We start from the raw sequence: 24120 nt of genomic DNA on the forward strand, positions 1-24120 counted from the left end.
TCAGGACGGTTTGTTTTGTGGAAGGGGAATTGGGATGGCTGGGGGAAAATGGACAGCGTTGTTTTGGATCGCCATGGCAGAGCTGTTTGCGTTGAGTTTATGGTTTAGTGCGAGCGTCACAGGACCGGAATTGAGGGAGCTTTGGCACCTCACCGAGCGGACACAGGCCTGGCTGTCAGCGTCTGTACCAGTCGGATTTATCATCGGCACATTACTAAGTGTTTCTTTCGGTATTGCAGATCGCTTTAATGCACGGAAAGTTTTTGCCCTTTCCGCATTGGCGGGTGCACTCATCAATGGGTTGCTGACGGTCGCTGACAGTGCGGCCATCGGCATTTCTTTGCGTATATTAACGGGAGTCGCGCTTGCAGGCGTCTATCCGACAGCGGTCAAGTTGTTGTCGCAATGGTTTCCAGCAAAAAAGGGATTGGCGCTCGGGGTTTTGATTGCCGCATTGACTTTAGGCTCGTCTTTGCCTTACTTCATCAGCATCTTTTTTTCTTCAGTGGATTGGAAATTGGTTATCATTGTCAGCTCGCTGCTGGCATTGGTTGCGGCTGCAATGATGAATTGGGTCGTAAGGGACGCGCCAGTTGCTCAGCAACCAACGATTTTTTCTTTTAAACTGATCAAACAAGTGCTGCTCAATAAACCTGTCATGTTAGCGAATTACGGCTATTTCGGCCATATGTGGGAATTGTATGCCATGTGGACATGGCTCCCCGTGTTTTTCGCTGCCAGTTTTGCCAGCTCCTCCTCTGCTATCGACCCGGCCATGATTGCAATAGCTTCTTTTGTATCAATTGGCGTTGCGGGAGCGATTGGCAGCGTTTTGGGCGGTTTAGTGGCAGATAAATTGGGCAGATCGCGGTTAACAATTCTATCATTGGTCATCAGTGCTGGCTGTTCGGTCATCATCGGTTTTACATTTGGCCAGGCTTTATGGTTGACGGTAACGGTAGCAATTGTTTGGGGGATGTTTGTTATATCCGATTCGGCGCAATTCTCAGCGGCGGTGACAGAATTTGCAGAACCCCCGTATCTAGGAACTGCTTTAACATTTCAAATGTGCGTCGGCTTTTTAGTCACGATCTTTTCCATCAATATGATTCCCGTCGTGCAAAGCATCGTTGGCTGGAAATGGGTATTTGCGTTATTAAGCATCGGTCCGGTATTCGGTGTAATTTCAATGGTGAAGTTTCGTGCTTATGAAATAAAAGAAGTAGAAAAATAGTCTTTTGAGCATGGATAAAAAGAACTATCATTTTGTTGTAAATATGATTATGATATAAATAAACGGATGATGTTGCAAAGGGGATAGCGGGATGAATTGGTTGCCAAAGAGAAAAGACAAGGTGGCGGCTTTCTGGGAATGGTTTGCAGAAAACAAAGCAGCGTACTTTGAATTGGATGAGTCTGGCCGAGATAAGCTTTTTAGCCAGTTGGAAAAGAAATTGCACAAGGTCAATCGGCATTTGGCTTTTGAGTTTGGCGAAAGCCTGGCTGCGGGAAAACGTGAATTCATCATTAGTGCAGACGGGGTGGTCGAAGCTTTTGATGACGTCATTGAGTTGGTCGACAACGCACCCACTCTTGGCAGCTTTGCCATCATTGGTTTTCGCCAACCGCATGAGGAAGAGTTTTCTATCGCATACGGAGATATCGAACTGGGGTGGGATGATATTTTCTGTACGTTTGAAAAAGACAGCGACGAAGTGAATTTAGTTCTCTACATCAAAGGCTTTACCGAAGATAACGAAGACGAGTTTATTTCAGCTTCTTTTATTTTGTTGGATACCGTCATCGGAGAATACAATGCGGGCATGCGCATTGGGGAAATCGAGTTCATCAGCTATGAAGGCCAGCCGGATGTTCGGCCGATAAAAGAATTACAAAGCCTTTTTACATAAAACCTTATTAACTAGTTTGAAACCCTGTCCGGATTTTTTTGGACAGGGTTTTATTATTGCGTGAAGGAGTTAATGTTGCTTTTGGAGTCGTTGACGAGCGGATGAAGTAGCTGGCGTAATCGCTGTTTTTCCGAGCGCTCGGGCTAAGCCAAACTCAGGCATATTAACGTAAATCGACTCTGATTGGCCAGGAGAAATGAGGTAGGTTTCGTGATAAATGCCGACAGCGTCATTGTTTTTTGCTTTGTTGTTGAACGTTTTCCAAGCAGACAGATGATTTTGCCCTTTCGAATAAGCATGCAATTGTTCTTCCGATTGCCAATACTGAACCATGAACGTAAGGGGCGGTTTGAAAAAACTTTCAGAAGACAGACAACCCAGTTCTTTGTGCACTGCGAGTTCTTTGATCATGGGCCCCATTGCCATCATGACCGGCAGCCATTTATGCACAGCTCTCCATTTGTTGATTCGCATGCCGATAACAAAGACGACGATTCCCTCGTGGCTTTCAGCAGTGTATCTTCCGGGAAAGACGTTTGCGCTCATTGTTTTTCCTCCTCATAGACTTAAGGTCTTGTTTGCTTCATCACACCATTCGATTGCAGCCAAAGTGGTCCGTATTCCGTAATCCAGCGTCAAAAGCCAAAAAGGGGCATCCGCTTGATCTCGCAATTGCGTATTGATCATTTCTTGAATTGCTCTATACGTGTTCAGGCGGCCGGTCAGTTTTTCACGAAAATCTGCTAAATGACTGAGTGTATCCTGAACATCCTGGTTTCCGCTGAAAAATAACTTGAGCAGGAGTTCATTTTTTTCACCGGGCAGCTGCTGAATCGGCTGCTGGATCCATTCTTTTAGAGCACGCTCGCCTTCGTTAGTAATCGTGTATTCTTTTTTGTCCGGCCTGCCTTCCTGAACTTGAGATTCCACGGTGGCATACCCTTGATCTACCAACAGTTTCAATGTCGGATAAATTTGTCCGTAACTGATTTTCCAAAAATGGTTCAAGCTTGTATCGATCATTTGCTTGATCGAATAGCCAGTGCGGCATTCTGTTGTCAGCAGCCCGAGTATGGCATATTGAGTATGGTTTTCTTTTGCCATGGATTCACATCCTTATATCTTTTTGATATATATCTATTTGCTATAAAAATACTCTCTTTTTGACTTTTTGTCCAGTGAGTATTTAAAAATGATTTAATGCCTGTATAAACAGGTAAAGAAACAAAAAGGAGTGTTTGCGGTGGAGAAAAAAGATGAGCATGTAATCCATTCTGACCTTGCGGCTCCTGACAAACTAACGGAACAAATGACAGAGTCTCTTCCATTGCCTGTGAAAAATTGGCTTTATGCAATTGGCGCTGTCGGTCACGAACAAATTGCGAGCGTCAGCTTCAAGCAACTTGGTTGGATGAAACAAAAGCCAGAGCAAAAAAAGTGGATGGCCTCGGAAGCCGAACAAACGAGCTTTACCGACCCGCCTGCATTCTACTGGTCTGCAAAGATGAAAATGGGAAAGGGATTATTCATTACGGGGAAAGACAGCTTTACTGCTGGCAAAGCCAGTATGCGGATCAAACTTGTGAGCATCTTTCCAATGTCACAAACTCCTGACAATGAGAAGACCAATGAGTCTGCGCTGCAGCGCTACTTGATGGAGTTGGCTTGGTATCCAGCAGCGGTGTTCAGTCCATTTATCAAATGGGAGCTCGTGGATGTGCACACTGCGAAAGCAACGATTACGTATGAGGGCTTGACCGGATCAGCAACCTATTTCTTCAATGAGCAAAGTGAGTTGTTGAGAGTGGAGGCTTTGCGCTATAAAGGCAGTGCCAAAGATGCACAACGGCAGCTCTGCATCGGAACTATCAAAGAGCATCAGCAGGTAGAAGGATTGAAGATGCCCGTAAAAATGGAGGTCAGCTGGGTGATAGAGGGTAATACATTTACTTGGTATAAGTTTGATGTGTCAGAGATTCGATTTAATCCCAAAAATGCATCTACATTCTAAAAAATTCTGAAAGCACAAAGTTTTTGCGGAATAACACAGAAATTTCATTGTTTTTCGACAGATTGCCTTGACCTGTTCCATAGATACAGGTACCATATTTAGAATACTTAAAACAGAATAGTGAATTCTTATCAAGAGAAGTCGAGGGACTGGCCCGATGAAGCTTCAGCAACCAGCCGAAAGGTCAGGTGCTAAATCCAGCAGGCAAGCAATTGCCTGGCAGATGAAAAGGAACGAGTTTGATATCGTAAAGCCTTCTTTTTCATGAAGGCTTTTTTTGTATATATGGGAGGTTGAGAAGGATGGGCTTATTAGACGAACTAAAGACCAGAATATTGACGGCGGATGGCGCCATGGGAACATTGCTGTATTCCTATGGCATTGAGTATTGCAACGAAGAACTGAATTTGCAACGCCCGGAAGTCATTGAGAAGATTCATCAGGACTATATTAAAGCCGGAGCGGATATCATCCAGACCAACACATACGGAGCGAATGCGGCGAAACTGGCCCGTTACGGCCTGGAAGAGCAAGTCGCAGATATTAACAGAGCAGCTATTGGAATTGCTAAACGAGCGGCAGCACCGGGTGGCCAATTTGTTTTTGGAACCATTGGGGGAATCCGCGGAATCCGGAAAAGCGATGCTACATTGCAAGAGATTATTGCAATGGTCGACCAGCAAGCCATCCATTTGCTGGCTGGAGATCCGGACGGCTTGTTGTTGGAAACGTATTACGATTTTGAAGAGTTGGCAGCAACAGTCAAGCATTTAAAAGGCATCACCGATACCCCGCTGATTGCCCAAGTGTCGATGCATGAGCCGGGCATCCTGCAAAATGGCATGTCGCTGAACGATGCCCTTCATCAATTGGAGGCACTTGGAGCCGATATCGTCGGTGTCAACTGCCGTCTTGGCCCTCACCATACCATCCAGGCTTTTGAAGAAGTCACTTTGCCTGACAAAGCGTTTCTTTCTGCTTATCCCAACGCCAGCTTGCTTGATGTAGAAGACGGACGAATCGTCTATGAATCGGAAGCGGATTATTTTGGCCGTGCCGCTTTGTTATTAAGAGAAGAAGGTGTGCGTTTGATCGGCGGCTGCTGCGGCACAACGCCGAAGCATATTGAAGCTGTGAAAAAGCATCTCGGCAACTTGCCGCCAATTTTCCATAAAGAAGTAACAGCAAGAAAACCAATCGTCATCCGTGAAGCAGAAGCGTTGGAAGTTAAGCCGCTTCATGAAAAAGCCAAAATGGAACGGACCATTATCGTGGAATTGGATACGCCGCGCCACTTGGATACAGCTAAATTTTTAGAAGGATCCGTCGCTTTAAATAAAGCCGGTGTCGATGCCGTAACAATGGCGGACAATTCGTTGGCATCGCCGCGCATCAGCAATATGGCGATGGGCTCCATCCTCAAACACAAGGAAAACATTCGGGCGCTCGCTCACATCACATGCCGCGACCGCAACTTAATCGGCCTGCAGTCGCATTTGATGGGGCTCGATGCGCTCGGGATCCATGATATACTCGCCGTAACAGGTGATCCAACAAAAGTCGGGGACTTCCCGGGAGCTACCAGTGTTTATGATGTGTCCAGCATGGAATTGATTCAATTGATTAAAAAGCTGAATGAAGGCATTTCATTTTCCGGCAAGCCGTTGCGGAAAAAAGCCAACTTCTCTGTTGCGGCAGCATTTAACCCGAACGTCCGTGTTTTGGACCGAGCAGTGGCAAGGCTTGATAAGAAAATCGAAAGCGGTGCGGATTATTTCATCTCGCAGCCGGTTTATACAAAAGAGAAAATCATCGAAATTCACGAAGCGACAAAACATTTGGAGACGCCGATCTTCATTGGTGTGATGCCGCTGACCAGCATCCGCAGTGCGGAATTCCTGCACAATGAAGTGCCAGGCATCAAGCTGTCGGAAGATGCACTGGAACGCATGCGCGCATGCGGCGACGACAAAGACCGCGCCACTGCAGAAGGCATCCAAATCGCAAAAGAATTGATTGATACAGCAGCGGAGCTGTTCCATGGCATTTACCTCATAACTCCGTTTGTCCGTTACGATATGACCGTGGAATTGATTCATTACATTCGACAACTAGATCAACAGAAAGAGAGCGATCGCAGCCATGTCCAAACATCTTATTGAACAACAACTTGAAAAAAGAATCTTGATCATCGACGGAGCCATGGGCACGATGATTCAAAACGTCGATCTTTCTCCCGAAGATTTTGGAGGCGAAGAGTTTGACGGCTGCAACGAGTATTTGAATATTGTCCGTCCGGATGTTATCGAAGGGGTCCACACGGCTTACCTCGAAGCGGGAGCCGATATTCTCTGTACCAATACCTTTGGCGGCACACCGATTGTTTTGGATGAGTATGGGATCGGCAGCCAGGCGGCGGAAATCAACCGGCGTGGAGTGGAAATTGCGAAAAAAGCAGCCGCTGCTTTTTCAACGCCGGAATGGCCGCGTTTTGTGGCGGGTGCTATCGGGCCGACCACAAAAACGCTGTCTGTTACAGGCGGTGCCACATTCGATGAAATGCTGGAAAATTTCTATGTACAGGCGAAAGCCTTAATCGAAGGCGGCGCAGATTTGATTCTCTTGGAAACAAGCCAGGACATGCTGAATGTCAAAGCGGCAACAATTGGAATCAAGCAAGCTTTTGAAGAAACCGGAATCGAGTTGCCGATCATGGTGTCAGGAACGATTGAACCGATGGGCACTACGCTTGCGGGCCAAAGCATCGAAGCCTTTTACATTTCAATCGAGCACGTGAAACCGTTATCGGTTGGCTTGAACTGTGCAACCGGCCCGGAATTCATGACAGACCACATCCGATCGCTGTCTGAGCTGTCGGACGGCTATGTCAGCTGTTACCCGAACGCCGGCTTGCCGGATGAAGAAGGGCATTATCACGAAATACCGGAATCGCTGGCGAAAAAATTGCGGGGCTTTGCCGATAAAGGCTGGCTGAACGTAGTGGGCGGCTGTTGCGGTACGACGCCAGCCCATATTCAAGCGGTGCGTGAAGCAATGGAAGGTCTGCCTCCGAGAAAACCGGATCCTGTCGATCACGGCCATGTCGTTTCCGGCATTGAACCGTTGCAGTACGATGAAACCATGCGTCCATTATTCATTGGTGAACGTACCAACGTCATTGGTTCCCGCAAGTTCAAGCGGCTGATTGTGGATGGCCAGTTTGAAGAAGCTTCTGAAATTGCCCGCGCGCAAGTGAAAAACGGCGCTCATGTTATTGATATCTGTCTGGCGAACCCGGACCGGGATGAAGTCGAGGACATGACCAATTTCATGAAAGAAGTCGTCAAAAAAGTGAAAGTGCCGCTGGTCATTGATTCCACGGATGAAGAAGTGATTGAAGTGGCGCTGAAATTCTCACAAGGAAAAGCCATCATTAACTCGATCAACCTGGAAGACGGGGAAGAGCGGTTTGATGCGGTCATGCCGCTGGTGAAGAAATACGGAGCGGCAGTCGTTGTCGGAACGATCGATGAGGAAGGCATGGCGGTTACGCGTGAGCGCAAGCTGGAAATTGCGTTACGGTCGTATGACTTGCTGGTCAACAAATGGGGACTGGCGCCGGAAGATATCATTTTTGACCCACTGGTCTTTCCAGTCGGTACCGGCGATCAGCAATACATCGGCTCTGCAGTGGAAACCATTGAAGGCATCCGCCTGATCAAAGAAAAACTGCCGCGCGCATTGACCATTCTGGGCGTCAGCAACGTGTCATTTGGTTTGCCGCCGGTTGGCCGTGAAGTATTGAATGCCGTTTATCTCTACCACTGCACGCAGGCAGGTTTGGACTACGCCATCGTCAACACGGAAAAGCTGGAGCGCTATGCATCGATTCCAAAACAGGAAATCGACATGGCCAATGAATTGCTGTTTACAACTACAGACGCCACTCTGGCTGATTTTACGGCTTTCTACCGTGATAAGAAGAAAGAAAAAACCGAGGACGACATCCCGAAAACGGTGCCCGACCGCTTGGCTTACTATATTATAGAAGGAACCAAAGAAGGCTTGATCCCGGATTTGGAAAAAGCATTGGAAATGTACGATGAACCGCTCGATGTCATCAACGGACCATTGATGACAGGGATGGCCGAAGTAGGCCGGCTGTTTAATGACAATCAACTGATTGTTGCCGAAGTACTGCAAAGCGCAGGCGTCATGAAAGCGGCGGTTTCATTCCTAGAGCAGTTCATGGAGAAAAAAGAAGACGATTCCGGAAAAGGGAAAATCGTACTGGCCACAGTCAAAGGCGATGTCCATGACATCGGCAAAAACCTGGTCGAGATCATCTTGAGCAACAACGGCTTTAAAGTGATCGACGTCGGCATTAAAGTAACGCCGGCTACGTTGATCGAAGTGATCCGGAAAGAAAAACCGGACATGATCGGCTTATCCGGCTTGTTGGTCAAATCAGCCAAACAGATGGTCATCACCGCGCAGGATTTCAAGGAAGCAGGCATCGATGTGCCGATTCTGGTCGGCGGCGCCGCACTGTCGAGACGCTTTACGGAAACCAAGATTTCAGCGGAATATGACGGACCGGTTATTTACGCGAAAGATGCCATGCAAGGGCTGGACCTTGCGAACCGGCTGCAAAGCGGTGCAGGAAAAGCTGAGCTGTTATTGGAATTGGATGCCCAGCAGGAAAAACGCCAAGCTTCAGAAGCGGTGCGCGCAGCCAAACCGGCTGTTGCAGTTGCTGAGAAACCGGTCAAAACGGTTCGCGAAGATGTACCTGTCTACGTACCGAACGATTTGCGCCGCCATGTACTGAAAGATTATTCAGTGGCGCATTTGTATCCATATGTGAATATGCGCACTTTAATCGGCCATCATCTTGGGTTGAAAGGCTATAGTGAGAAAACCTTGTCGCAAGGCGATCCGCGTGCTGTAGAATTGCACGAACTGGCGACTAATTTCCTGGGCTCCGGCCTGTTGAAGCCATCTGGACTTTATCAGTTTTTCCCAGCTCAAAGTGATGGCGATGATGTGGTCGTTTATGACCCGAAAGACGCCAAAACGGAAATCGAGCGCTTCACCTTCCCACGCCAATCGGCTCCGCCATTCCTGTGCCTGTCCGATTACTTGAAATCTGTGGACAGCGGCGAAATGGATTACGTGGCCTTTATGCAAGTGACGGCAGGATTTGGTGTACGGGATGAAGCGACACGCTTGAAAGAACAGGGCAAGTTTTTGGAAAGCCATGCACTTCAAGCAACCGCGCTGGAACTGGCGGAAGGCTTTGCCGAGCGCATCCACCAGGAAATCCGCGACCAATGGGGCTTTTCAGATGCCACGGACTTCTCGATGCGCGAGCGCTTTGCTGCGAAATACCAGGGACAGCGCTTCTCCTTCGGCTACCCGGCTTGTCCGAACCTGGAGGATCAAGCAAAGCTGTTCAATCTCATCAAACCCGAAGACATCGGTGTTCATCTGACAGAAGAATACATGATGGATCCGGAAGCTTCGGTATCCGCCATCGTTTTCGCTCATCCAGATGCCAGGTACTTCATTGTGGATTGAAGAGAAAAGCGAAAGCGCCCATGTAGATTCGACGGGCATAAGACAGACCAGCAGAGTGGCGTTCTTTGCCACGGCGCTGGGTTGGCTTATGACCCGAGAATCTGGGCGCTGGAGTCTGGACAAGAGAAAAGCGGAAGCNGGACAAGAGAAAAGCGAAAGCGCCCATGTAGATTCGACGGGCATAAGCCGCGGTAATCTGAACAACTAGAAAAAATTAGTAAAAGCAGGAACAGGAAATCGTGGATTTCCTGTTCCTGCTTTTAACATAAAGAAAAAAGGCGGCCAGCATTCAGCTGACCGCCTTTTTCGATAGCATCAATTCACTTTATCCAACAAGAAGCCATAGCCTTCTGCTTCCATTTCTGCTTCAGGAATAAACAGCAGGGCAGCGCTGTTCATGCAATAGCGCAGTCCGCCTTTATCTTCGGGGCCATCAGTGAACACATGGCCTAAATGGCTGTCGCCTGCTCGGCTTCGGATTTCAGTCCGTTTCATAAACAACAAACCGTCGTCGTGTTCGGTAACGACATTCGGATCAATTGGCTTGGTAAAGCTCGGCCATCCCGTTTCGGAATCGTATTTATCCGCAGAAGAGAACAGCGGCTCGCCAGTGGTGATGTCGACATAGATGCCAGGCTCGTAAAAGCCATCGTATTCATTGGAAAAAGCGGGCTCTGTCGCGTCTTCCTGCGTTACTTCGTATTGAATGTCTGTCAATTGTTCTCTTAATTCTTCGTCACTTGGCTTCGGATAAAGCGCTGGATCGATCAATGATTGGGCATCTTCGCCTAACTCTTGTCCTTCGAGGCTATCAAACTCTACATGGCAATAGCCGTCTGGATTTTTTTCGAGATAATCCTGATGGTATTCTTCTGCCAAGTAATAATGCTCGAGCACTTCGACTTCAGTAACAATCGGGTCATCGTAACGTTCTTTCTCAGCTGCGACTACTTGATCGATAACAGCCCGGTCGGCTTCATTTTCATAATAAACACCCGTCCGGTATTGCTCGCCTCGGTCATTGCCTTGCTGATTCAAAAGTGTTGGATCGATAATCATAAAGTAATGGCCGAGCAGCTTCTCGAGATCCACACGTTCCGGATCGTAGCGGACATGGACGGTTTCAGCGTGCCCGGTATTTTCCCGGATCACTTCTTCGTAAGTTGGATTTTCGGTATTGCCATTGGCATAGCCGGAAGTGACGTCATAAACGCCGTAAACCCGTGCCATGTAGGCTTCGACTCCCCAGAAACAACCGCCGGCAAGCCAGATGTCCTCTAAGTTGTCGGTGTTAAAATCAAGGTCCACATTTGGGTTATCGGGATATTTGGAAGTACTTGTAGATGCTGTCTGTCCTGATGCGGTATTGCTGGAATTGCCTGCGCTTTCGGCTGAACAGCCCGCAAGGACGATAAGGAATACTAATAAAAATCCTATAAATAAACTCTTTTTCATATCAAATCTCCAGCCTTTCTTGTTGAGGTGTTCATGAGCCAACCATCGTCCATTTCCGAAAATGAGTCCAATGTGACGAAAAAAAAGGAGATTGTAAGCGGTATCCTATCGTTTCTATCTTCAGTTTAATCGAATGCTTGTAAAAGAGGAACTGAAGCGGTTCGGAAAAAACTGATAATTTGTCCGGTTTGTCACAAATTCGATTTATGGGTTCACTGTAGTGGAGGAGCTTTTGATTCCCGTGCTAAGATGCAAGAACGAGTAAAGGGGGCAGACAGATGATTTCATTGAATATATTGGACTATTCGCCGATTGATGAAGGCGAGGCGGCAACGACATCTTTGGAGCAATCAACGCAGCTTGCTCAGCTGGCAGAACGGCTTGGGTTTAAGCGCTTTTGGGTAGCTGAGCATCATCAGGTGGCATCGGTAGCAGGAAGTACGCCAGAAATGCTGATGATGCATTTGGCAACGTCTACCGAGACGATCCGCATCGGTTCGGGAGGCGTCATGCTGCCGCATTACAGCGCCTACAAAGTTGCGGAAAACTTTCGAATGCTCGAAGCACTGCATCCCGGCCGCATTGATCTGGGCATCGGCCGTTCCCGCAGCTACCGGATGGTCAACGAAGCGTTGAATGAAAGCAAAACCAAGCGGCTGTCTTATGACCAGCAATTGGTGGATCTTCAAAAGTATTTTGCAGATGACACCGTCAGCGAACACCGTTTCCAATCACTTCAGGCCATGCCGATTGTCGATACGGCGCCAGAGTTGTGGCTGCTTGGAACCGGACAAGGCAGTGCCCGGCTTGCAGCTGAAAAAGGAATGGGCTATGCATTTGCTCATTTTGCGAAGCCATCCCGGCAAGGAGTGGAAGTGGTGGATGCGTACCGCGCGGAATTCCAGCCATCGCAGTTTTTAGCAGAACCGGAAGTAATCATCGCGGTTTTTGCAGTCGTCGCCGAAACAGAGGAAAAGGCCGAAGAGCTGGCCGCCGCGTTCGATTTGTGGCTGCTGTTTGTCGAATCCGATTCACCGCCTCCTTATTATCCATCTATCGAAACAGCAAAAAAGCGCGGCTTTAGTGCAAGCGAGAAGGAAAAAGTTAAGCGCAACCGGCAACGCATGCTGATCGGCACCGCCGAACAAGTAAAAGCACAGATCGAAGCGATTGCCGAGCAATACGCTACAGACGAAATCACCATCATTCCCAACATTTCTGGAGCCGATAACCGAATGACCGAACTGCGTTTATTAGCCGAAGCATTTAATCTTCCTGGAAAATGAAACCATTTGTGCCTTTGCTGCGTATAAAGTAAAAATGCAGAAGGGACGGAGATGGCGGATGGAAATCGAAACGAAAGCGAAGGAAAAGAAAGAGAAGAAAGATCGTTGGTGGATTGTCGATGTGATGGATTTCTTTGAGTTATTTTTCTTTCTTCCACGTTTGGTCTTGCGCTTTTTCAGGGATTGGTAAGGGGATTTTTGGGGTTTAGAAAGTATTGAGCAGCTTGTGGAAAGTATTTGGGGCCAAATAGAACGTATTTCAGCTGAAATGGAAAGTATTTGGCTGCCAACAGAATGTATATCCAATTAAATGGAAAAAAGCCGCCCGGGTAGGCGGCTTTTCATCATCTTATAGCTTCGCGAAATCAGGATCAGCGACTTTCACCAATTGCTTGCCAAGGTTGGTGCCTTTAAATAGACCAAGGAAAGCTTCCGGCGTGTTTTCAAAGCCTTCAACGATTGTTTCGTCGTATTTCAATTTGCCTTCCTGGAGCCATTGCGTTAATGCGGCAGCGCCAGTCGGGAAGTCTTTTGCATAATCGCCGAGCGTGAAGCCTTTCATCATTGAGCTGGTCTTGATGAATTTCCATTGCATGCGAGGACCTACATCTTCGCCTGGCGAATTGTAAGACGAAATCGAACCGCACAAGGAAATGCGGGCATTGTTGTTCAGTTCATTGATGACGGCGTCTGAAATGTCTCCGCCGACGTTATCGAAATAAACGTCAACACCATCAGGAAGCGCCTTGATCAAATTTTCTTTAAAGCTGTCTTTTTTATAGTTGACCGCGGCGTCAAAGCCGAGCTCGTTGATCAAGTAATCGACTTTGTCATCCGAACCGGCGATGCCGACAGCGCGTGCACCTTTAAGTTTGGCAATCTGGCCAACGATGGAACCTACTGCACCAGCTGCGCCTGAAACGACGACGGTTTCGCCTGGCTGCGGGTTGCAAATATCCAACAAGCCGAAATAAGCAGTGAGTCCTGTCAAACCAAGGACACTCAGGCGTGCCGTAATCGGTGCGGCAGATGGGTCAACTTTTTGTAATTTTTCAGGATCCGCGACTGTATATTCAGCCCAGTTAAGGTTGCCGTTGACGATATCGCCTTGTTTGAATAAATCCGAATGGGATTCAACCACTTCGGCAAGAACACCGCCGACCAGTACTTGATTTAATTCGAATGGCGGGATGTACGATTTTACATCTCTCATCCGTCCGCGCATGTATGGATCTACGGAAAGATAAAGTGTTTTCAATAAGACTTCGTTTTTGCCGGGTACGGGAATTTCTTTTTCGACAAATTTAAAATCATCGTTGGTTGGCATGCCTTCAGGACGATTGGCCAAATGGATTTCTTTATGTGTTTGAGTTGTCATGGAAAATTCCTCCTAATGTATGCGAATTCGATGAAAAGCGTACCACTGGAATGGAGGACGGTCAAAAATAATGTACCGGAAAAAGGGAGCGAGCGTGTATTCTTGATTCCTTAAAATTCATATGCTATTTTGAAATACCGAAGCCTTTCGGAAGACTATTAGATTGCAGAAAAGAGGAAGTCCATTGAATCCACTATACAAAGAGTTATTTGAAGAAATCACGTTGCCAAATGGTATCGTGTTGAATGACCGTATGGGCGTAGCGCCGATGACAACTTATTCAGGAAATGAAGACGGCACTGTTTCAGATGAAGAATTGACGTACTACAACCGACGTGCTGGCCTTGGCAGCTTGTTTATCTCGGCATGCATCGCGGTTTCAGAAAACGGCATTGCCTTTCCGAACCAATTTATCGGCTTTGATGACAGTGCGATTCCGCGCCTGACGCAAATGGCCAATAATATGAAATCAAAAGGCAGCAAAGCAATCCTCCAGATTCAACACGGCGGACGCCAAGGGCAGCCAGCATTGATCAAAGCAAATGAAACCGTAGCGCCAAGTGCCGTACCCGGCGAAGCAGGCAAGCCAACTCCTCGCGAGTTAACACAAGCCGAAATTGAAGCCATCATCGAAGATTTTGGCGAAACGACGAGACGCGCAATCGAAGCCGGCTTTGACGGCGTAGAAATTCATGGTGCCAATACGTACTTGCTGCAGCAGTTTGTTTCCACAGCAACAAACCAGCGTCAGGACCAATGGGGAGGCAGCCTGGAAAATCGCTTGAAGTTTCCACTGGCTGTTCAGAAAAAAGTACAGGAAACCGTTGCGAAATATGCGGATGAGCAGTTTATTGTCGGCTACCGCTTGTCGCCGGAAGAAAACAACGAAACGACAGTTGGCTATACAATAGAAGATACCAAAGTCTTGGTAGAAGAATTGATTCAGCACGGCATTCATTATATCCATGTATCGCTAATGGAAATCATGAAAGCACCAAAAGGCGCGGAACAAGGCAACAGCATTGTCCGCCTCTTGGCAGACCACATTAACGGGCGTGCGGCTTTTGTTGCAGTCGGCAGCGTGAAAACACCGGAAGATGCATTAACGGCGTTATCAGAAGGCGCGGACATCGTAGTAATCGGCCGCCAAGCGCTGATCGATCCTGAATGGACAGACAAAGTGAAACAAGGGAAAGAACAGGAAATCCATCCGGTCATCACACCGAAAATGGTTGGAAAACTGGACATCCCTCAAAACATGTGGCATTTGATCACTTCATACGGCATGGTTACCGTTTCAGATCAGTAATATCTTAAGCCCTTGGCACCCCAATTTGTTTGAGGTGCCAAGGGCTTTTTTTGATAGAATAAAGAAAAGCCATGGGGGACAGCGAATATGAGAGAGTTTATTCAAGCAAATCAGCAGCCGATGTTGGAATTGATAGAGAACCTGGTCAATATCGACAGCGGTTCTTATTTTAAAAATGGCATCGACAGAGTAGGAAATGTTTTGGCTGAGGAATACAAGTTGATTGGATTTAAAATCGAAGTACACGAACAACAAGTATTTGGAAACAACCTGGTTATTCGACACCCAGAAGCAAAAATGCCGGAAATCGTTCTTCTAGCACATCTTGATACCGTATTTCCAGAAGGAACAGCAGAAGTACGGCCTTTCCATATTTCGGAGGATTTAGCCCATGGACCGGGTGTCATCGATATGAAAGCCAGCCACGCCACAGCTTTGTTCGCCATCAAGGCGTTGGTAGCAAGCGGCAGCGAGGCTTATAAAAACGTGGTCCTGATCTTGAATACAGACGAAGAAATCGGCTCCATCGCTTCGCGCAGCCTTATTGAAAAAGTTGCAGCCGATAAAAAATATGCGCTTGTACTGGAGCCAGCACAGAACGGGCAGCTCGTTAGTGAACGCAAAGGCGGGGGCAAGTATTTCCTGAAAGTTTATGGGAAGTCCGCGCATGCCGGCATCGAACCGGAAAATGGTGCAAGCGCCATTGAAGAACTGGCTCGGAAAATCCTTAAGCTGCATGCCTTGAGCGAACCTGACAAAGGGATCACCGTAAACGTTGGTTTGATCAAAGGCGGAACGTCCGTCAATACGATTGCGCCTTTTGCGGAAGCCGGGATTGACTTGCGGATTGAAACACCGGAAGATGGCGAACGTTTGGACCGTGCCATTAAGGAAATTTGCAGCTGCACCGAAACACCGGGGACGACCGTGGAATTGACTGGCCATATCACCCGGCCGGCGTGGGTATTGACAAAATCTGCACAGAAATTAATCGACGTGATCGCCGAAGAAGGTGCAAAACTTGGCATTACTCTGTCTCATGAAAAGAGTGGGGGCGGATCAGATGCTAATTTAACATCACATATCGGCATTCCATCGATTGATGGATTGGGTCCAGTCGGCGGCAACGCCCATCAGGAAACCGAGTATTTGGTGGTTTCTTCGCTGGTCGAGCGCACCTTGCTGCTGGCGAATGTTATTGAGCGATTGAGTCTGAAATAGAAAATGTTAATGCTTGAATTCAACTGAAATCACTCATTTTATACTGGACTTTCGTGTATGCTAGAGAAGTTGCACTTATGTTCTTTAGCTCCGAACTAAGCTATGGCCAAAGTGAATAAAAGGTTCAGCTTACATAAATAAGTTGAAAGAAACAGTAAGTATTACGCACCACTTTCAGCTTGGAGACATGTAATCAGTTAACATCAGAAACAGAATCACAGGGGGTTCAAAGATGACTTCTTTGATGCAAAAAATAAAAGAAGTGCTGCCGCAGTTATCAGAGGCAGAGAGGCGGATCGGCGAGTACGTTTTTGAAAATCCGGAAGCCATCCCACACATGACCACGAAAGAACTGTCGAAAAAATCAGGAGTCAGCGAAGCGACCATTATCCGCTTTTGCAAATCGATTGGCATCGGCAGCTTTAAATCTTTCAAACTTGCACTTATGAAAGACTTAACCTTAACGGATACCAACCTCACTGATTTTTCGGTATTGAACAAAAAAGACTCTCCATACGATCTTTTTCATAAAGTGATCCATGTCAACAAATCCGCGATTGAATCGTGTGCGGACTCGATGGACCGAAAAGAATTAGCGAAGGCGGTTGAAGCGATTCAGCATGCCGGAAAAATCGTTTTCTTCGGTGTTGGCGGTTCATCCACTGCGGCTGTCGATGCTCAGTATAAATTTACGAAACTCGGCTATCATTCGATCACTTCTCTCGATTTTCATTACATGCTGTCAGTGATTCCACATCTGACGGAAAACGATGTGTTTGTGGCAATCAGCACGTCCGGAAAAACAAAGGATGTCTTAGAACTTACGCGGTTTGCGCAGAAAAAAGGGGCGACTGCCATCGCCATTACGACGCTCAGCAAATCACCCTTGTACAAAGAAGCGGACATTCGCTTGTGTACACCGAATGTGGAGCAGGATTTTCGTATTGGCAGCATTCCTTCGCGGATGACGCAACTGACCGTAATCGATACCTTATATATGAGCATTTTCCATCATGTTGGCGAAAAGGTTTTGCAGCAATACTATGATGCCCGCAGTGAAATGGAAAGCTTAAGAAGATAAAGAGCTGATGGTTCGGCTCTTTTTTTACTCGATTTAATGAAATTTAAATTCATTATTATATCAATTTATATTGACTTTAAATTTCTTAAGGATAAAATGAAATCAAGAAATAAATGTAAAGAGGTGATCCGATGCTAGAAAATTTATCCACAGAAAAGCGCAACACCAACACCATGAAGATGGATGAAATGTCAGTGCTGGAAATATTGGAAACCATGAACCGAGAAGATCGCATCGTTCCAAAAGCGATTGAAAACGAATTGGGAAACATCGAGCGAGCGGTGCAAAAAACCATTGCTTCCTTTGAGGCTGGCGGCAGATTGATTTATATCGGCGCCGGAACCAGCGGACGCTTAGGAATTCTCGATGCAGTTGAATGTGTTCCAACTTTCGGCGTCTCGCCTGAACAAGTAGTCGGGATTATTGCCGGGGGTGCAGAAGCGATCAAGACTGCGATTGAAGGCGTCGAAGACAAAGCGCAATTTGGCATGGATGATTTGAAAGCGATTTCTTTAACGGCGAATGATACCGTCGTCGGCATTGCAGCTAGCGGCCGTACACCATACGTCATTGGGGCGCTTCAATGCGCCAAGCAGATCGGCGCAGCGACCGTTGCACTTTCGTGTAACAAAACAGCCGAAATCAGCAACTATGCCGATACAGCGATTGAGATTGAAACGGGAGCTGAAGTATTGACCGGTTCAACTCGTCTGAAAGCGGGAACCGCCCAAAAGCTTGTACTGAATATGATTTCGACAGCTGCGATGATCGGCGTTGGCAAAGTCTACGGCAATTTGATGGTAGATGTCCAAGCGACTAATGAAAAACTGGTGGAACGCTCCAAGCGAATCATTATGGATGCCGCTCAAGTTGATTACGAAACTGCTCAGCGTTATTACGAAGGAGCAAATGGCCACGTAAAAACGGCAATTGTCATGAGTTTGCTGGATTGCACGAAAGAACAAGCTATCGCCAAACTGGAAACAGCTGGCGGCTTTGTACGAAAAGCTTTATAACACTCGGGGGAGCGGAGGGGTAATATGAAAAAAGAACAGCAGATGGCGCATGACATTCTCGCAAAAATCGGGGGAAAAGAGAATGTTAATCAAGTAGCGCATTGTATGACACGATTGCGTTTGTCGATCAAAGATGACAGCAAAGTGGATTTAAATGAGCTGAAGCGTGTGGATGGCGTAATGGGTGTCATCGAGGACGATACACTCCAGATTGTCGTAGGTCCGGGTACAGTCAATAAAGTTGCTGCTGAAATGAGCAGTGAAACCGGATTGGCAATCGGTGAAATGGCGGACGTCGATGAAGACGATATGGATTTCACGGAAAAAGCCGCTTTGAAAAAAGCCAAGCTGAAAGAAAAGAACAAAACACCATTCAAACTTTTCCTGCGCCGTGTTGGTAACATCTTCATTCCACTGATTCCAGGTCTGGTAGCTTCAGGAATCATCAATGGAGCAGCCAACTTTGCGAAAAATGCCGGAGTGGACGCGACTGAAACATGGATGCAAATATTATTGCTGCTTGGAAGCACCGTATTTGCCTATTTGGCTATTCTGGTCGGATGGAACACAGCGAAGGAATTTGGCGGAACACCGGTACTTGGTGCGATTGCAGGAGGAATCCTGTTCAATCCGATGTTGGCGGACATCGTCATTTACGGAGAGCCGCTGGTTGTCGGCAGAGGCGGATTATTCGGGGTTATATTCGCAGCTTGGCTAATGACTTTTGTTGAAAAAAATGTTCGCAAAGTGATGCACAGCTCAGTCGATATTTTGTTTACACCCCTCATCACACTATTGGTTGTTGGATTCTTCTCACTTTATGCGGTAGTACCGGTCGCAGGCCTCTTATCTGATGCTATTATGACTGTTCTAACCTCTGTACTTGATGTTGGCGGCGTATTGGCAGGCGGCGTCCTGGCTGGTTTCTTCTTACCACTTGTAATGCTGGGCCTGCATCATGGATTGACGCCAATCCACTTGGAGCTAATGAACACTGTTGGCGCTACAGCCTTGCTGCCAATTTTGGCGATGGCTGGAGCGGGACAAGTTGGTGCTACAATTGCCGTATACGTTAAAACAAGAAATCAGCGTCTAAGAAATATTATCAAAGGAGCACTGCCAGTTGGTTTTCTTGGCATCGGTGAGCCGCTGCTTTACGGCGTAACTTTGCCGCTTGGCCGGCCATTCATTACGGCTTGCATGGGTGCTGCCTTTGGCGGCGCATTCCAGGCAGTGATGCACACGGCAGCACTTGGAATCGGGGTATCAGGAATTTCATTGATTCCATTGATTGCTGAAAGCCAATACCTCTGGTACTTTGTTGGCTTAGTCGTAGCCTATATTTTCGGATTCATTTTCACTTATTTATTTGGATTCAAAGAAGAGATGGCAGAAGGAATTTGAGGAAGAGGGAGAGAAATCTCCCTTTTTTCTTTTGCATGAAAAGGACGAGATACACTGGAAAGGGAGCTGACAGAATGCGTGGAATTTCAGTTTATTTGGGAGACGATTCGTTTCAAGGGCTATCGCCTTATATAGAAAGGGTTAGTAAGCTCGGGTTTACTTCCATTTTCACTTCGCTGCATATTCCTGAAGACGATCCACTTCTCTATAAGGAACGGCTGCAGCAATTGGGGCGGTGGGCACTGCAATTTGATATGGAACTGATGGCGGACATCGCGCCGCAGTCGTTGGCTCATCTAGGCTTTGGCTGGGACAATGCAGAAGGCTTGCTGGAATGGGGAGTGACGGGATTACGGATTGATTACGGAGTGGACGATAATGTAATTGCCGCACTGTCTCAAAAGATGAAAGTCGCTTTGAATGCCAGTACATTGACGAAAGCTGGACTGGCTGCTTTGACTCGCGCAGGTTTGCAACCGAATGCTGTCGAAATGTGGCATAACTTCTATCCACGGCCGGAAACCGGTTTGGATTCCATCGAGTTTGTGAAAACCAATCTGTGGCTGAAAAGCGAAGGACTAATGGTCATGGCTTTTATTCCAGGAGATGGTCTTCTTCGCGGACCTCTTCACTGCGGCCTGCCAACGCTCGAAGAACACCGGGATGTGAGTCCATTTAAAGCATACCTGCACTTGAAGGCAGATGGAGCCGTAGATAAAATTCTGATTGGCGATATTACACTTAGCGATGAGAGCCTATACCAATTTTCCGAGTTTCACAAAGGAACAATTCCATTGCGGGCAGAACCACTGGTGGAGGTGGCGCCTTTGGACATCCAAACCAATCGATGGGACGCTGCCCGTGACTGCATCCGTTCCATCGAGTCGCGCCAATACGGCTTGATTGGTACCCATTTATTGGAGCCGAACAATACCATTCCCCGGTACACCGGCAGTATCACGATTGATAACAAGCGCTATGGCCGCTATCAGGGTGAGTTACAGATTACTAAAAAAGATCTGGCTGCAGACGAAAAAGTGAATGTCATTGGTAAAGTTATCAATGAAGACTTGGAATTGCTGCCATATATCAAAGGTGGAGTGAAATTCCAGATAAATTGGATTTGAGCAGAAAGAGCATTTTATGAAAACTGGGAGCCTAAAAGCTTTCAGTTTTTGCTTTTCAAACGACTTTATTCCTTGAAACTCTTAAGAAATAAAGTAACCGCTTACTTTATTTTTATTATTTGCTAAATTGGTATAGACAACTATACCGATAGCAGATATAGTGAAAATTAAGAATACATAAAGGGGTGGAAGTTTTATGTTTGGTTTTCTGCAAAAAATAGGGAAATCGTTGATGTTCCCAATTGCTACGTTGCCAGCTGCGGCTTTGTTGCTGCGTTTTGGACAGGATGATTTGCTTGGCATTCCGTTCATGTCGGCAGCAGGTGCAGGTATCATCGACAACTTGGCAATTATCTTTGCCATTGGGATTGCGATGGGACTTGCTCATGATGGCAGCGGGGGAGCGGCGTTAGCTGGTGCCATTGCTTATCTCGTATTGACTTCGGCTATTGTTACAATCAATGAATCGATCAACATGGGCGTATTTGCCGGTATTGTATCCGGTATTGTCGCAGGTCTTTTATACAATAAATTTTATAATGTTAAATTTCCGCAATGGCTAGCCTTTTTCGGCGGCAGGCGATTTGTACCGATTATTACCGCGGCCGTCATGACGATTTTGGCTGGGGTGTTGGGTTATGCATGGCCGCCAATCCAAGAAGGCATTGACAGTGCCGGTGACTGGATTTTGAATGCGGGGATGTTTGGCGTCGGTGCCTACGGTTTCCTGAACCGTTTATTGTTGCCGACTGGCCTTCACCATGTTATTAATACTGTTGTATGGTTTGATTTTGGTACTTTCACTGATGCGAGTGGAGAGGTGGTACGTGGAGAGATTAACCGCTTCTTGAGAGGCGATCCAACGGCAGGACCCTTCCTGTCCGGTTTCTTCCCGATCATGATGTTCGGTTTGCCAGCAGCATGTCTTGCCATGTATGCCGCAGCTAAAAAAGAGCGCAAAGCCCTTGTTGGCGGAATGCTCTTCAGTATCGGATTCACCTCATTTTTGACAGGAATTACAGAACCGATTGAGTTTACATTCATGTTCTTGTCGCCTGTTTTGTATGTTGTACACGCATTATTGACCGGTGCTTCGATGATGGTCGCTTATGCTTTAGATGTGCATCATGGTTTCGGCTTTTCTGCTGGTGCCATTGACTACGTCCTGAACTATGGACTGGCTACCAATCCGCTGATCTTGTTGGTGATGGGACTGGTTGTTGGAGTTATCTACTTTGTAATCTTCTACTTCCTCATCGTTAAGCTGGACTTGAAAACACCTGGACGTGAAGACGAAGATGAAGAAGGTGCAGAAAATGCGGGCTCAGGCAGCAACGCTGTTGATGTCAGAGCATATAATACGATTGAAGCATTGGGCGGCCCAGGAAATATTGTGGCTGTCGAATATTGCACGACGCGTTTGCGCATGACAGTCAAAGATTCAGAGCTTGTAGATGAAAAAGCCCTCAAGCGCCACGGGGCAATGGGTGTTATGAAAATAAATAAAACCAATGTGCAAGTGGTTATCGGAACAGCTGTTGAGTTTCTGGGAGATGCCATGAAGCCGCGTGTAGCAAACGGCAATCCGGCACCTGCAACTGGAATGGAAACTGCCGCTGTTGAAGAAACTGCCAGCGAAGAACCGGCCATGAAAGAAATTATTGCTAAGGATTTTGAAATGCCGATTCAAGGGAAAATGATTCCGTTATCAGAAGTGCCGGATGAAGTATTTGCAAAAGGCATGATGGGACCTGGTTTTGCCATCATTCCATCTGGGAATATCCTTCATTCACCGGTTGATGGCCGTATTGTCAGCGTATTCCCAACCAAGCACGCTATCGGCATCGAGACAGATACAGGAATTGAAATTCTGATTCATGTCGGGTTGGATACCGTCAAACTGAAAGGTGAAGGTTTTGAGACATTAGTGGAGCAGGGACAATTGGTGCAACGTGGAGACGCCTTGCTGAAACTTGATTTGGATTTCCTAAACGCTAATGCTCCTTCTATTGCCACACCGGTTATTTTCACCAACTTAACCGAACAAAAAGTGACGATCATGAAAGACGGTTTCCAGGAACAAGGAAATGCATCTATCCTGAAAGTCGAATAATTAAAGCCGAAGAGCCAGGGACATCCATTGTGATCTTCCTGGTTTTTCGCAAGGAGTGGTTAAAATGACGAAAAGCATACTAATTTCCGGCGTCACAATAGCAGATGCGGTAGAAAAAGTTTTTATCGGGGACATCTTGATGGAGGATGGAAAAATAATTCAAACTGCTAAAAAGATTGAGATGCAGGCGGACATTCACATAGAAGCAGCCGGCAAAAAATGGACGGCGTTTCCTGGGTTTATTGATCTCCATATTCACGGTGCTGCCGGACACGATGCCATGGATGCAACACCGGAAGCACTGGCCGGCTTAGCCGGTGCTTTGCCGAAAGAAGGCACGACCAGCTTTTTGGCGACCACCATGACGCAATCCGACAACGCCATTTCAACAGCCCTGCAGAATATCCAAAAATTTCAGGCGCAAGATGGGCAGGCTGAAATGCTTGGTGTTCACCTGGAAGGTCCATTTCTTTCAGCTAAACGTGCAGGGGCGCAGCCAATTGAATACATTACAGAAGCCTCTTACCCATTATTCCGTAAATGGCAAAAGCTCAGCGGCAACCAGATCCGCTTAGTCACTCTTGCACCAGAAACAAAAAACGGAATGGTGTTTATTAAAAGGCTGACAGATGATGGTGTGATTGCATCGATTGGCCATTCAGATGCCACGCTAGAAGAAGTACAGACGGCCGTTCGTTCAGGCGCCAGCCATGTGACTCACCTTTATAATCAAATGAGTCCGTTCCATCATCGGGATCCTGGCGTGGTAGGTGCGGCTTTAATGGAAGAGGGGCTAATGGTAGAAATCATTGCTGATTTTATTCACAGCCATCCGGTTGCAGTCGAACTGGCTTTTCAGCAAAAAGGCGCAGAACGGCTGATGCTCATTACGGATGCGATGCGCGCAAAAGGACTGCCGCCCGGAGTTTATGATTTAGGCGGCCAGGATGTACAAGTTACCAAAAAAGACGCTCGCCTCGCCGACGGAACTTTAGCGGGCAGCGTTCTGACAATGGATGCAGCCCTTCGGAATATCCAATCGATCACGGACTGCAGTTTGAACGAGCTGGTGGCTATGACTTCTGCCAATGCGGCAACCGAGCTAGGTCTTGCCAATAAAGGCAAGCTACAGGCTGGTGCAGACGCCGATGTGGTAATTCTTGATGAAAATTATAATGTTCAACTGACCCTGTGCAGAGGAACAATTGCCTATACGAAGGAGTGACTGT

At 47.1% G+C, this 24120-nt stretch carries 19 protein-coding genes and 1 riboswitch; of the genes, 15 read left to right on the plus strand and 4 right to left on the minus strand.

All coding sequences use genetic code 11. From position 1 onward, the window contains the following. The first annotated feature begins 34 nt into the window (after nt 1-34). Both AC4EG4_RS10905 and AC4EG4_RS10910 read left to right on the plus strand, forming a co-directional pair. Nucleotides 35-1234 carry an MFS transporter gene (locus AC4EG4_RS10905; RefSeq protein ID WP_490987818.1) on the plus strand — a complete coding sequence of 400 codons (1200 nt, stop codon included), beginning with the start codon at nt 35-37 and terminating at the stop codon, nt 1232-1234. Between the two features lie 91 nt (nt 1235-1325). Beyond that, nucleotides 1326-1910: a hypothetical protein gene (locus tag AC4EG4_RS10910; protein ID WP_490979291.1), complete on the plus strand. Its 585-nt coding sequence runs from the start codon at nt 1326-1328 to the stop codon at nt 1908-1910. Between the two features lie 69 nt (nt 1911-1979). On the opposite strand, the gene AC4EG4_RS10915 is transcribed toward AC4EG4_RS10910, so the two are convergent. Beyond that, on the minus strand, nt 1980-2456 hold the full coding sequence (locus tag AC4EG4_RS10915) for a DUF4188 domain-containing protein (protein WP_490979290.1): 477 nt from the start codon (nt 2454-2456) through the stop codon (nt 1980-1982). Between the two features lie 12 nt (nt 2457-2468). Next, a complete protein-coding gene (locus tag AC4EG4_RS10920) occupies nt 2469-3014 on the minus strand; it encodes a PadR family transcriptional regulator (protein ID WP_490979289.1) in 546 nt (181 codons plus the stop codon). Between the two features lie 139 nt (nt 3015-3153). Between AC4EG4_RS10920 and AC4EG4_RS10925 the strand changes: the two genes are divergently transcribed. From AC4EG4_RS10925 to metH, 3 genes are all read left to right on the plus strand, one after another. After that, nucleotides 3154-3921, plus strand: a complete 768-nt coding sequence (locus tag AC4EG4_RS10925; RefSeq protein WP_490987819.1) for a DUF6920 family protein — start codon at nt 3154-3156, stop codon at nt 3919-3921. Between the two features lie 125 nt (nt 3922-4046). Beyond that, a riboswitch (SAM riboswitch) is annotated at nt 4047-4151 on the plus strand. Nucleotides 4152-4223: 72 nt separating this feature from the next. Further along, nucleotides 4224-6083, plus strand: a complete 1860-nt coding sequence (locus AC4EG4_RS10930) for a bifunctional homocysteine S-methyltransferase/methylenetetrahydrofolate reductase (RefSeq protein WP_490987820.1) — start codon at nt 4224-4226, stop codon at nt 6081-6083. Then, on the plus strand, nt 6064-9501 hold the full coding sequence (gene metH, locus AC4EG4_RS10935; RefSeq protein ID WP_490987821.1) for a methionine synthase: 3438 nt from the start codon (nt 6064-6066) through the stop codon (nt 9499-9501). Before AC4EG4_RS10930 ends, metH begins: the two co-directional genes overlap by 20 nt. A gap of 315 nt (nt 9502-9816) precedes the next feature. Here metH and msrB read toward each other — a convergent pair whose 3' ends face one another. Beyond that, a complete protein-coding gene (gene msrB, locus AC4EG4_RS10940) occupies nt 9817-10956 on the minus strand; it encodes a peptide-methionine (R)-S-oxide reductase MsrB (RefSeq protein WP_490979286.1) in 1140 nt (379 codons plus the stop codon). Nucleotides 10957-11234: 278 nt separating this feature from the next. Here msrB and AC4EG4_RS10945 point away from each other — a divergent pair, with 278 nt between their 5' ends. Together AC4EG4_RS10945 and AC4EG4_RS10950 are read left to right on the plus strand one after the other, a co-directional pair. Continuing rightward, nucleotides 11235-12242 (plus strand): LLM class flavin-dependent oxidoreductase, encoded by a 1008-nt coding sequence (locus tag AC4EG4_RS10945; protein WP_490987822.1) that lies wholly within the window; start codon nt 11235-11237, stop codon nt 12240-12242. 58 nt (nt 12243-12300) lie between these two features. Next, on the plus strand, nt 12301-12432 hold the full coding sequence (locus tag AC4EG4_RS10950) for a hypothetical protein (protein ID WP_490979284.1): 132 nt from the start codon (nt 12301-12303) through the stop codon (nt 12430-12432). Between the two features lie 159 nt (nt 12433-12591). Here AC4EG4_RS10950 and AC4EG4_RS10955 read toward each other — a convergent pair whose 3' ends face one another. Continuing rightward, nucleotides 12592-13620, minus strand: coding sequence for an NADP-dependent oxidoreductase (locus AC4EG4_RS10955; RefSeq protein WP_490987823.1), 1029 nt, complete (start codon nt 13618-13620; stop codon nt 12592-12594). Between the two features lie 184 nt (nt 13621-13804). On the opposite strand from AC4EG4_RS10955, the gene AC4EG4_RS10960 reads away from it, so the two are divergent. From AC4EG4_RS10960 to nagA, 8 genes are all read left to right on the plus strand, one after another. Beyond that, nucleotides 13805-14929 (plus strand): NADH-dependent flavin oxidoreductase, encoded by a 1125-nt coding sequence (locus tag AC4EG4_RS10960; protein WP_490979282.1) that lies wholly within the window; start codon nt 13805-13807, stop codon nt 14927-14929. Nucleotides 14930-15016: 87 nt separating this feature from the next. Then, a complete protein-coding gene (locus tag AC4EG4_RS10965; protein ID WP_490987824.1) occupies nt 15017-16150 on the plus strand; it encodes a M20 family metallopeptidase in 1134 nt (377 codons plus the stop codon). A gap of 232 nt (nt 16151-16382) precedes the next feature. Further along, on the plus strand, nt 16383-17231 hold the full coding sequence (locus AC4EG4_RS10970) for a MurR/RpiR family transcriptional regulator (RefSeq protein ID WP_142829166.1): 849 nt from the start codon (nt 16383-16385) through the stop codon (nt 17229-17231). A 131-nt stretch (nt 17232-17362) separates the two neighbouring features. Then, nucleotides 17363-18247, plus strand: coding sequence for an N-acetylmuramic acid 6-phosphate etherase (gene murQ / locus AC4EG4_RS10975; RefSeq protein ID WP_490987825.1), 885 nt, complete (start codon nt 17363-17365; stop codon nt 18245-18247). A 24-nt stretch (nt 18248-18271) separates the two neighbouring features. Beyond that, nucleotides 18272-19651, plus strand: a complete 1380-nt coding sequence (locus AC4EG4_RS10980) for a PTS transporter subunit EIIC (RefSeq protein WP_490987826.1) — start codon at nt 18272-18274, stop codon at nt 19649-19651. 74 nt (nt 19652-19725) lie between these two features. Continuing rightward, nucleotides 19726-20778 (plus strand): DUF871 domain-containing protein, encoded by a 1053-nt coding sequence (locus tag AC4EG4_RS10985; RefSeq protein ID WP_490987827.1) that lies wholly within the window; start codon nt 19726-19728, stop codon nt 20776-20778. A 196-nt stretch (nt 20779-20974) separates the two neighbouring features. Then, a complete protein-coding gene (nagE, locus tag AC4EG4_RS10990) occupies nt 20975-22891 on the plus strand; it encodes an N-acetylglucosamine-specific PTS transporter subunit IIBC (RefSeq protein ID WP_490987828.1) in 1917 nt (638 codons plus the stop codon). Nucleotides 22892-22955: 64 nt separating this feature from the next. Continuing rightward, nucleotides 22956-24116 (plus strand): N-acetylglucosamine-6-phosphate deacetylase, encoded by a 1161-nt coding sequence (gene nagA / locus AC4EG4_RS10995; protein ID WP_490979276.1) that lies wholly within the window; start codon nt 22956-22958, stop codon nt 24114-24116. The last annotated feature ends 4 nt before the right edge of the window (nt 24117-24120 follow it).

It is taken from the genome of Planococcus sp. TJ-201 (assembly GCF_058268495.1).

What these genes read in the sequence shown, in the direction of transcription:
- AC4EG4_RS10905 (WP_490987818.1), top strand. Translation starts at nt 35, where the DNA reads ATGGCTGGGGGAAAATGGACAGCGTTGTTTTGGATCGCCATGGCAGAG.
- AC4EG4_RS10910 (WP_490979291.1), top strand. Translation starts at nt 1,326, where the DNA reads ATGAATTGGTTGCCAAAGAGAAAAGACAAGGTGGCGGCTTTCTGGGAA.
- nagA (WP_490979276.1), top strand. Translation starts at nt 22,956, where the DNA reads ATGACGAAAAGCATACTAATTTCCGGCGTCACAATAGCAGATGCGGTA.
- metH (WP_490987821.1), top strand. Translation starts at nt 6,064, where the DNA reads ATGTCCAAACATCTTATTGAACAACAACTTGAAAAAAGAATCTTGATC.
- msrB (WP_490979286.1), bottom strand. Translation starts at nt 10,956, where the DNA reads ATGAAAAAGAGTTTATTTATAGGATTTTTATTAGTATTCCTTATCGTC.
- AC4EG4_RS10950 (WP_490979284.1), top strand. Translation starts at nt 12,301, where the DNA reads ATGGAAATCGAAACGAAAGCGAAGGAAAAGAAAGAGAAGAAAGATCGT.
- nagE (WP_490987828.1), top strand. Translation starts at nt 20,975, where the DNA reads ATGTTTGGTTTTCTGCAAAAAATAGGGAAATCGTTGATGTTCCCAATT.
- AC4EG4_RS10980 (WP_490987826.1), top strand. Translation starts at nt 18,272, where the DNA reads ATGAAAAAAGAACAGCAGATGGCGCATGACATTCTCGCAAAAATCGGG.
- AC4EG4_RS10915 (WP_490979290.1), bottom strand. Translation starts at nt 2,456, where the DNA reads ATGAGCGCAAACGTCTTTCCCGGAAGATACACTGCTGAAAGCCACGAG.
- AC4EG4_RS10970 (WP_142829166.1), top strand. Translation starts at nt 16,383, where the DNA reads ATGACTTCTTTGATGCAAAAAATAAAAGAAGTGCTGCCGCAGTTATCA.
- AC4EG4_RS10965 (WP_490987824.1), top strand. Translation starts at nt 15,017, where the DNA reads ATGAGAGAGTTTATTCAAGCAAATCAGCAGCCGATGTTGGAATTGATA.
- AC4EG4_RS10945 (WP_490987822.1), top strand. Translation starts at nt 11,235, where the DNA reads ATGATTTCATTGAATATATTGGACTATTCGCCGATTGATGAAGGCGAG.
- AC4EG4_RS10985 (WP_490987827.1), top strand. Translation starts at nt 19,726, where the DNA reads ATGCGTGGAATTTCAGTTTATTTGGGAGACGATTCGTTTCAAGGGCTA.
- AC4EG4_RS10920 (WP_490979289.1), bottom strand. Translation starts at nt 3,014, where the DNA reads ATGGCAAAAGAAAACCATACTCAATATGCCATACTCGGGCTGCTGACA.
- murQ (WP_490987825.1), top strand. Translation starts at nt 17,363, where the DNA reads ATGCTAGAAAATTTATCCACAGAAAAGCGCAACACCAACACCATGAAG.
- AC4EG4_RS10955 (WP_490987823.1), bottom strand. Translation starts at nt 13,620, where the DNA reads ATGACAACTCAAACACATAAAGAAATCCATTTGGCCAATCGTCCTGAA.
- AC4EG4_RS10930 (WP_490987820.1), top strand. Translation starts at nt 4,224, where the DNA reads ATGGGCTTATTAGACGAACTAAAGACCAGAATATTGACGGCGGATGGC.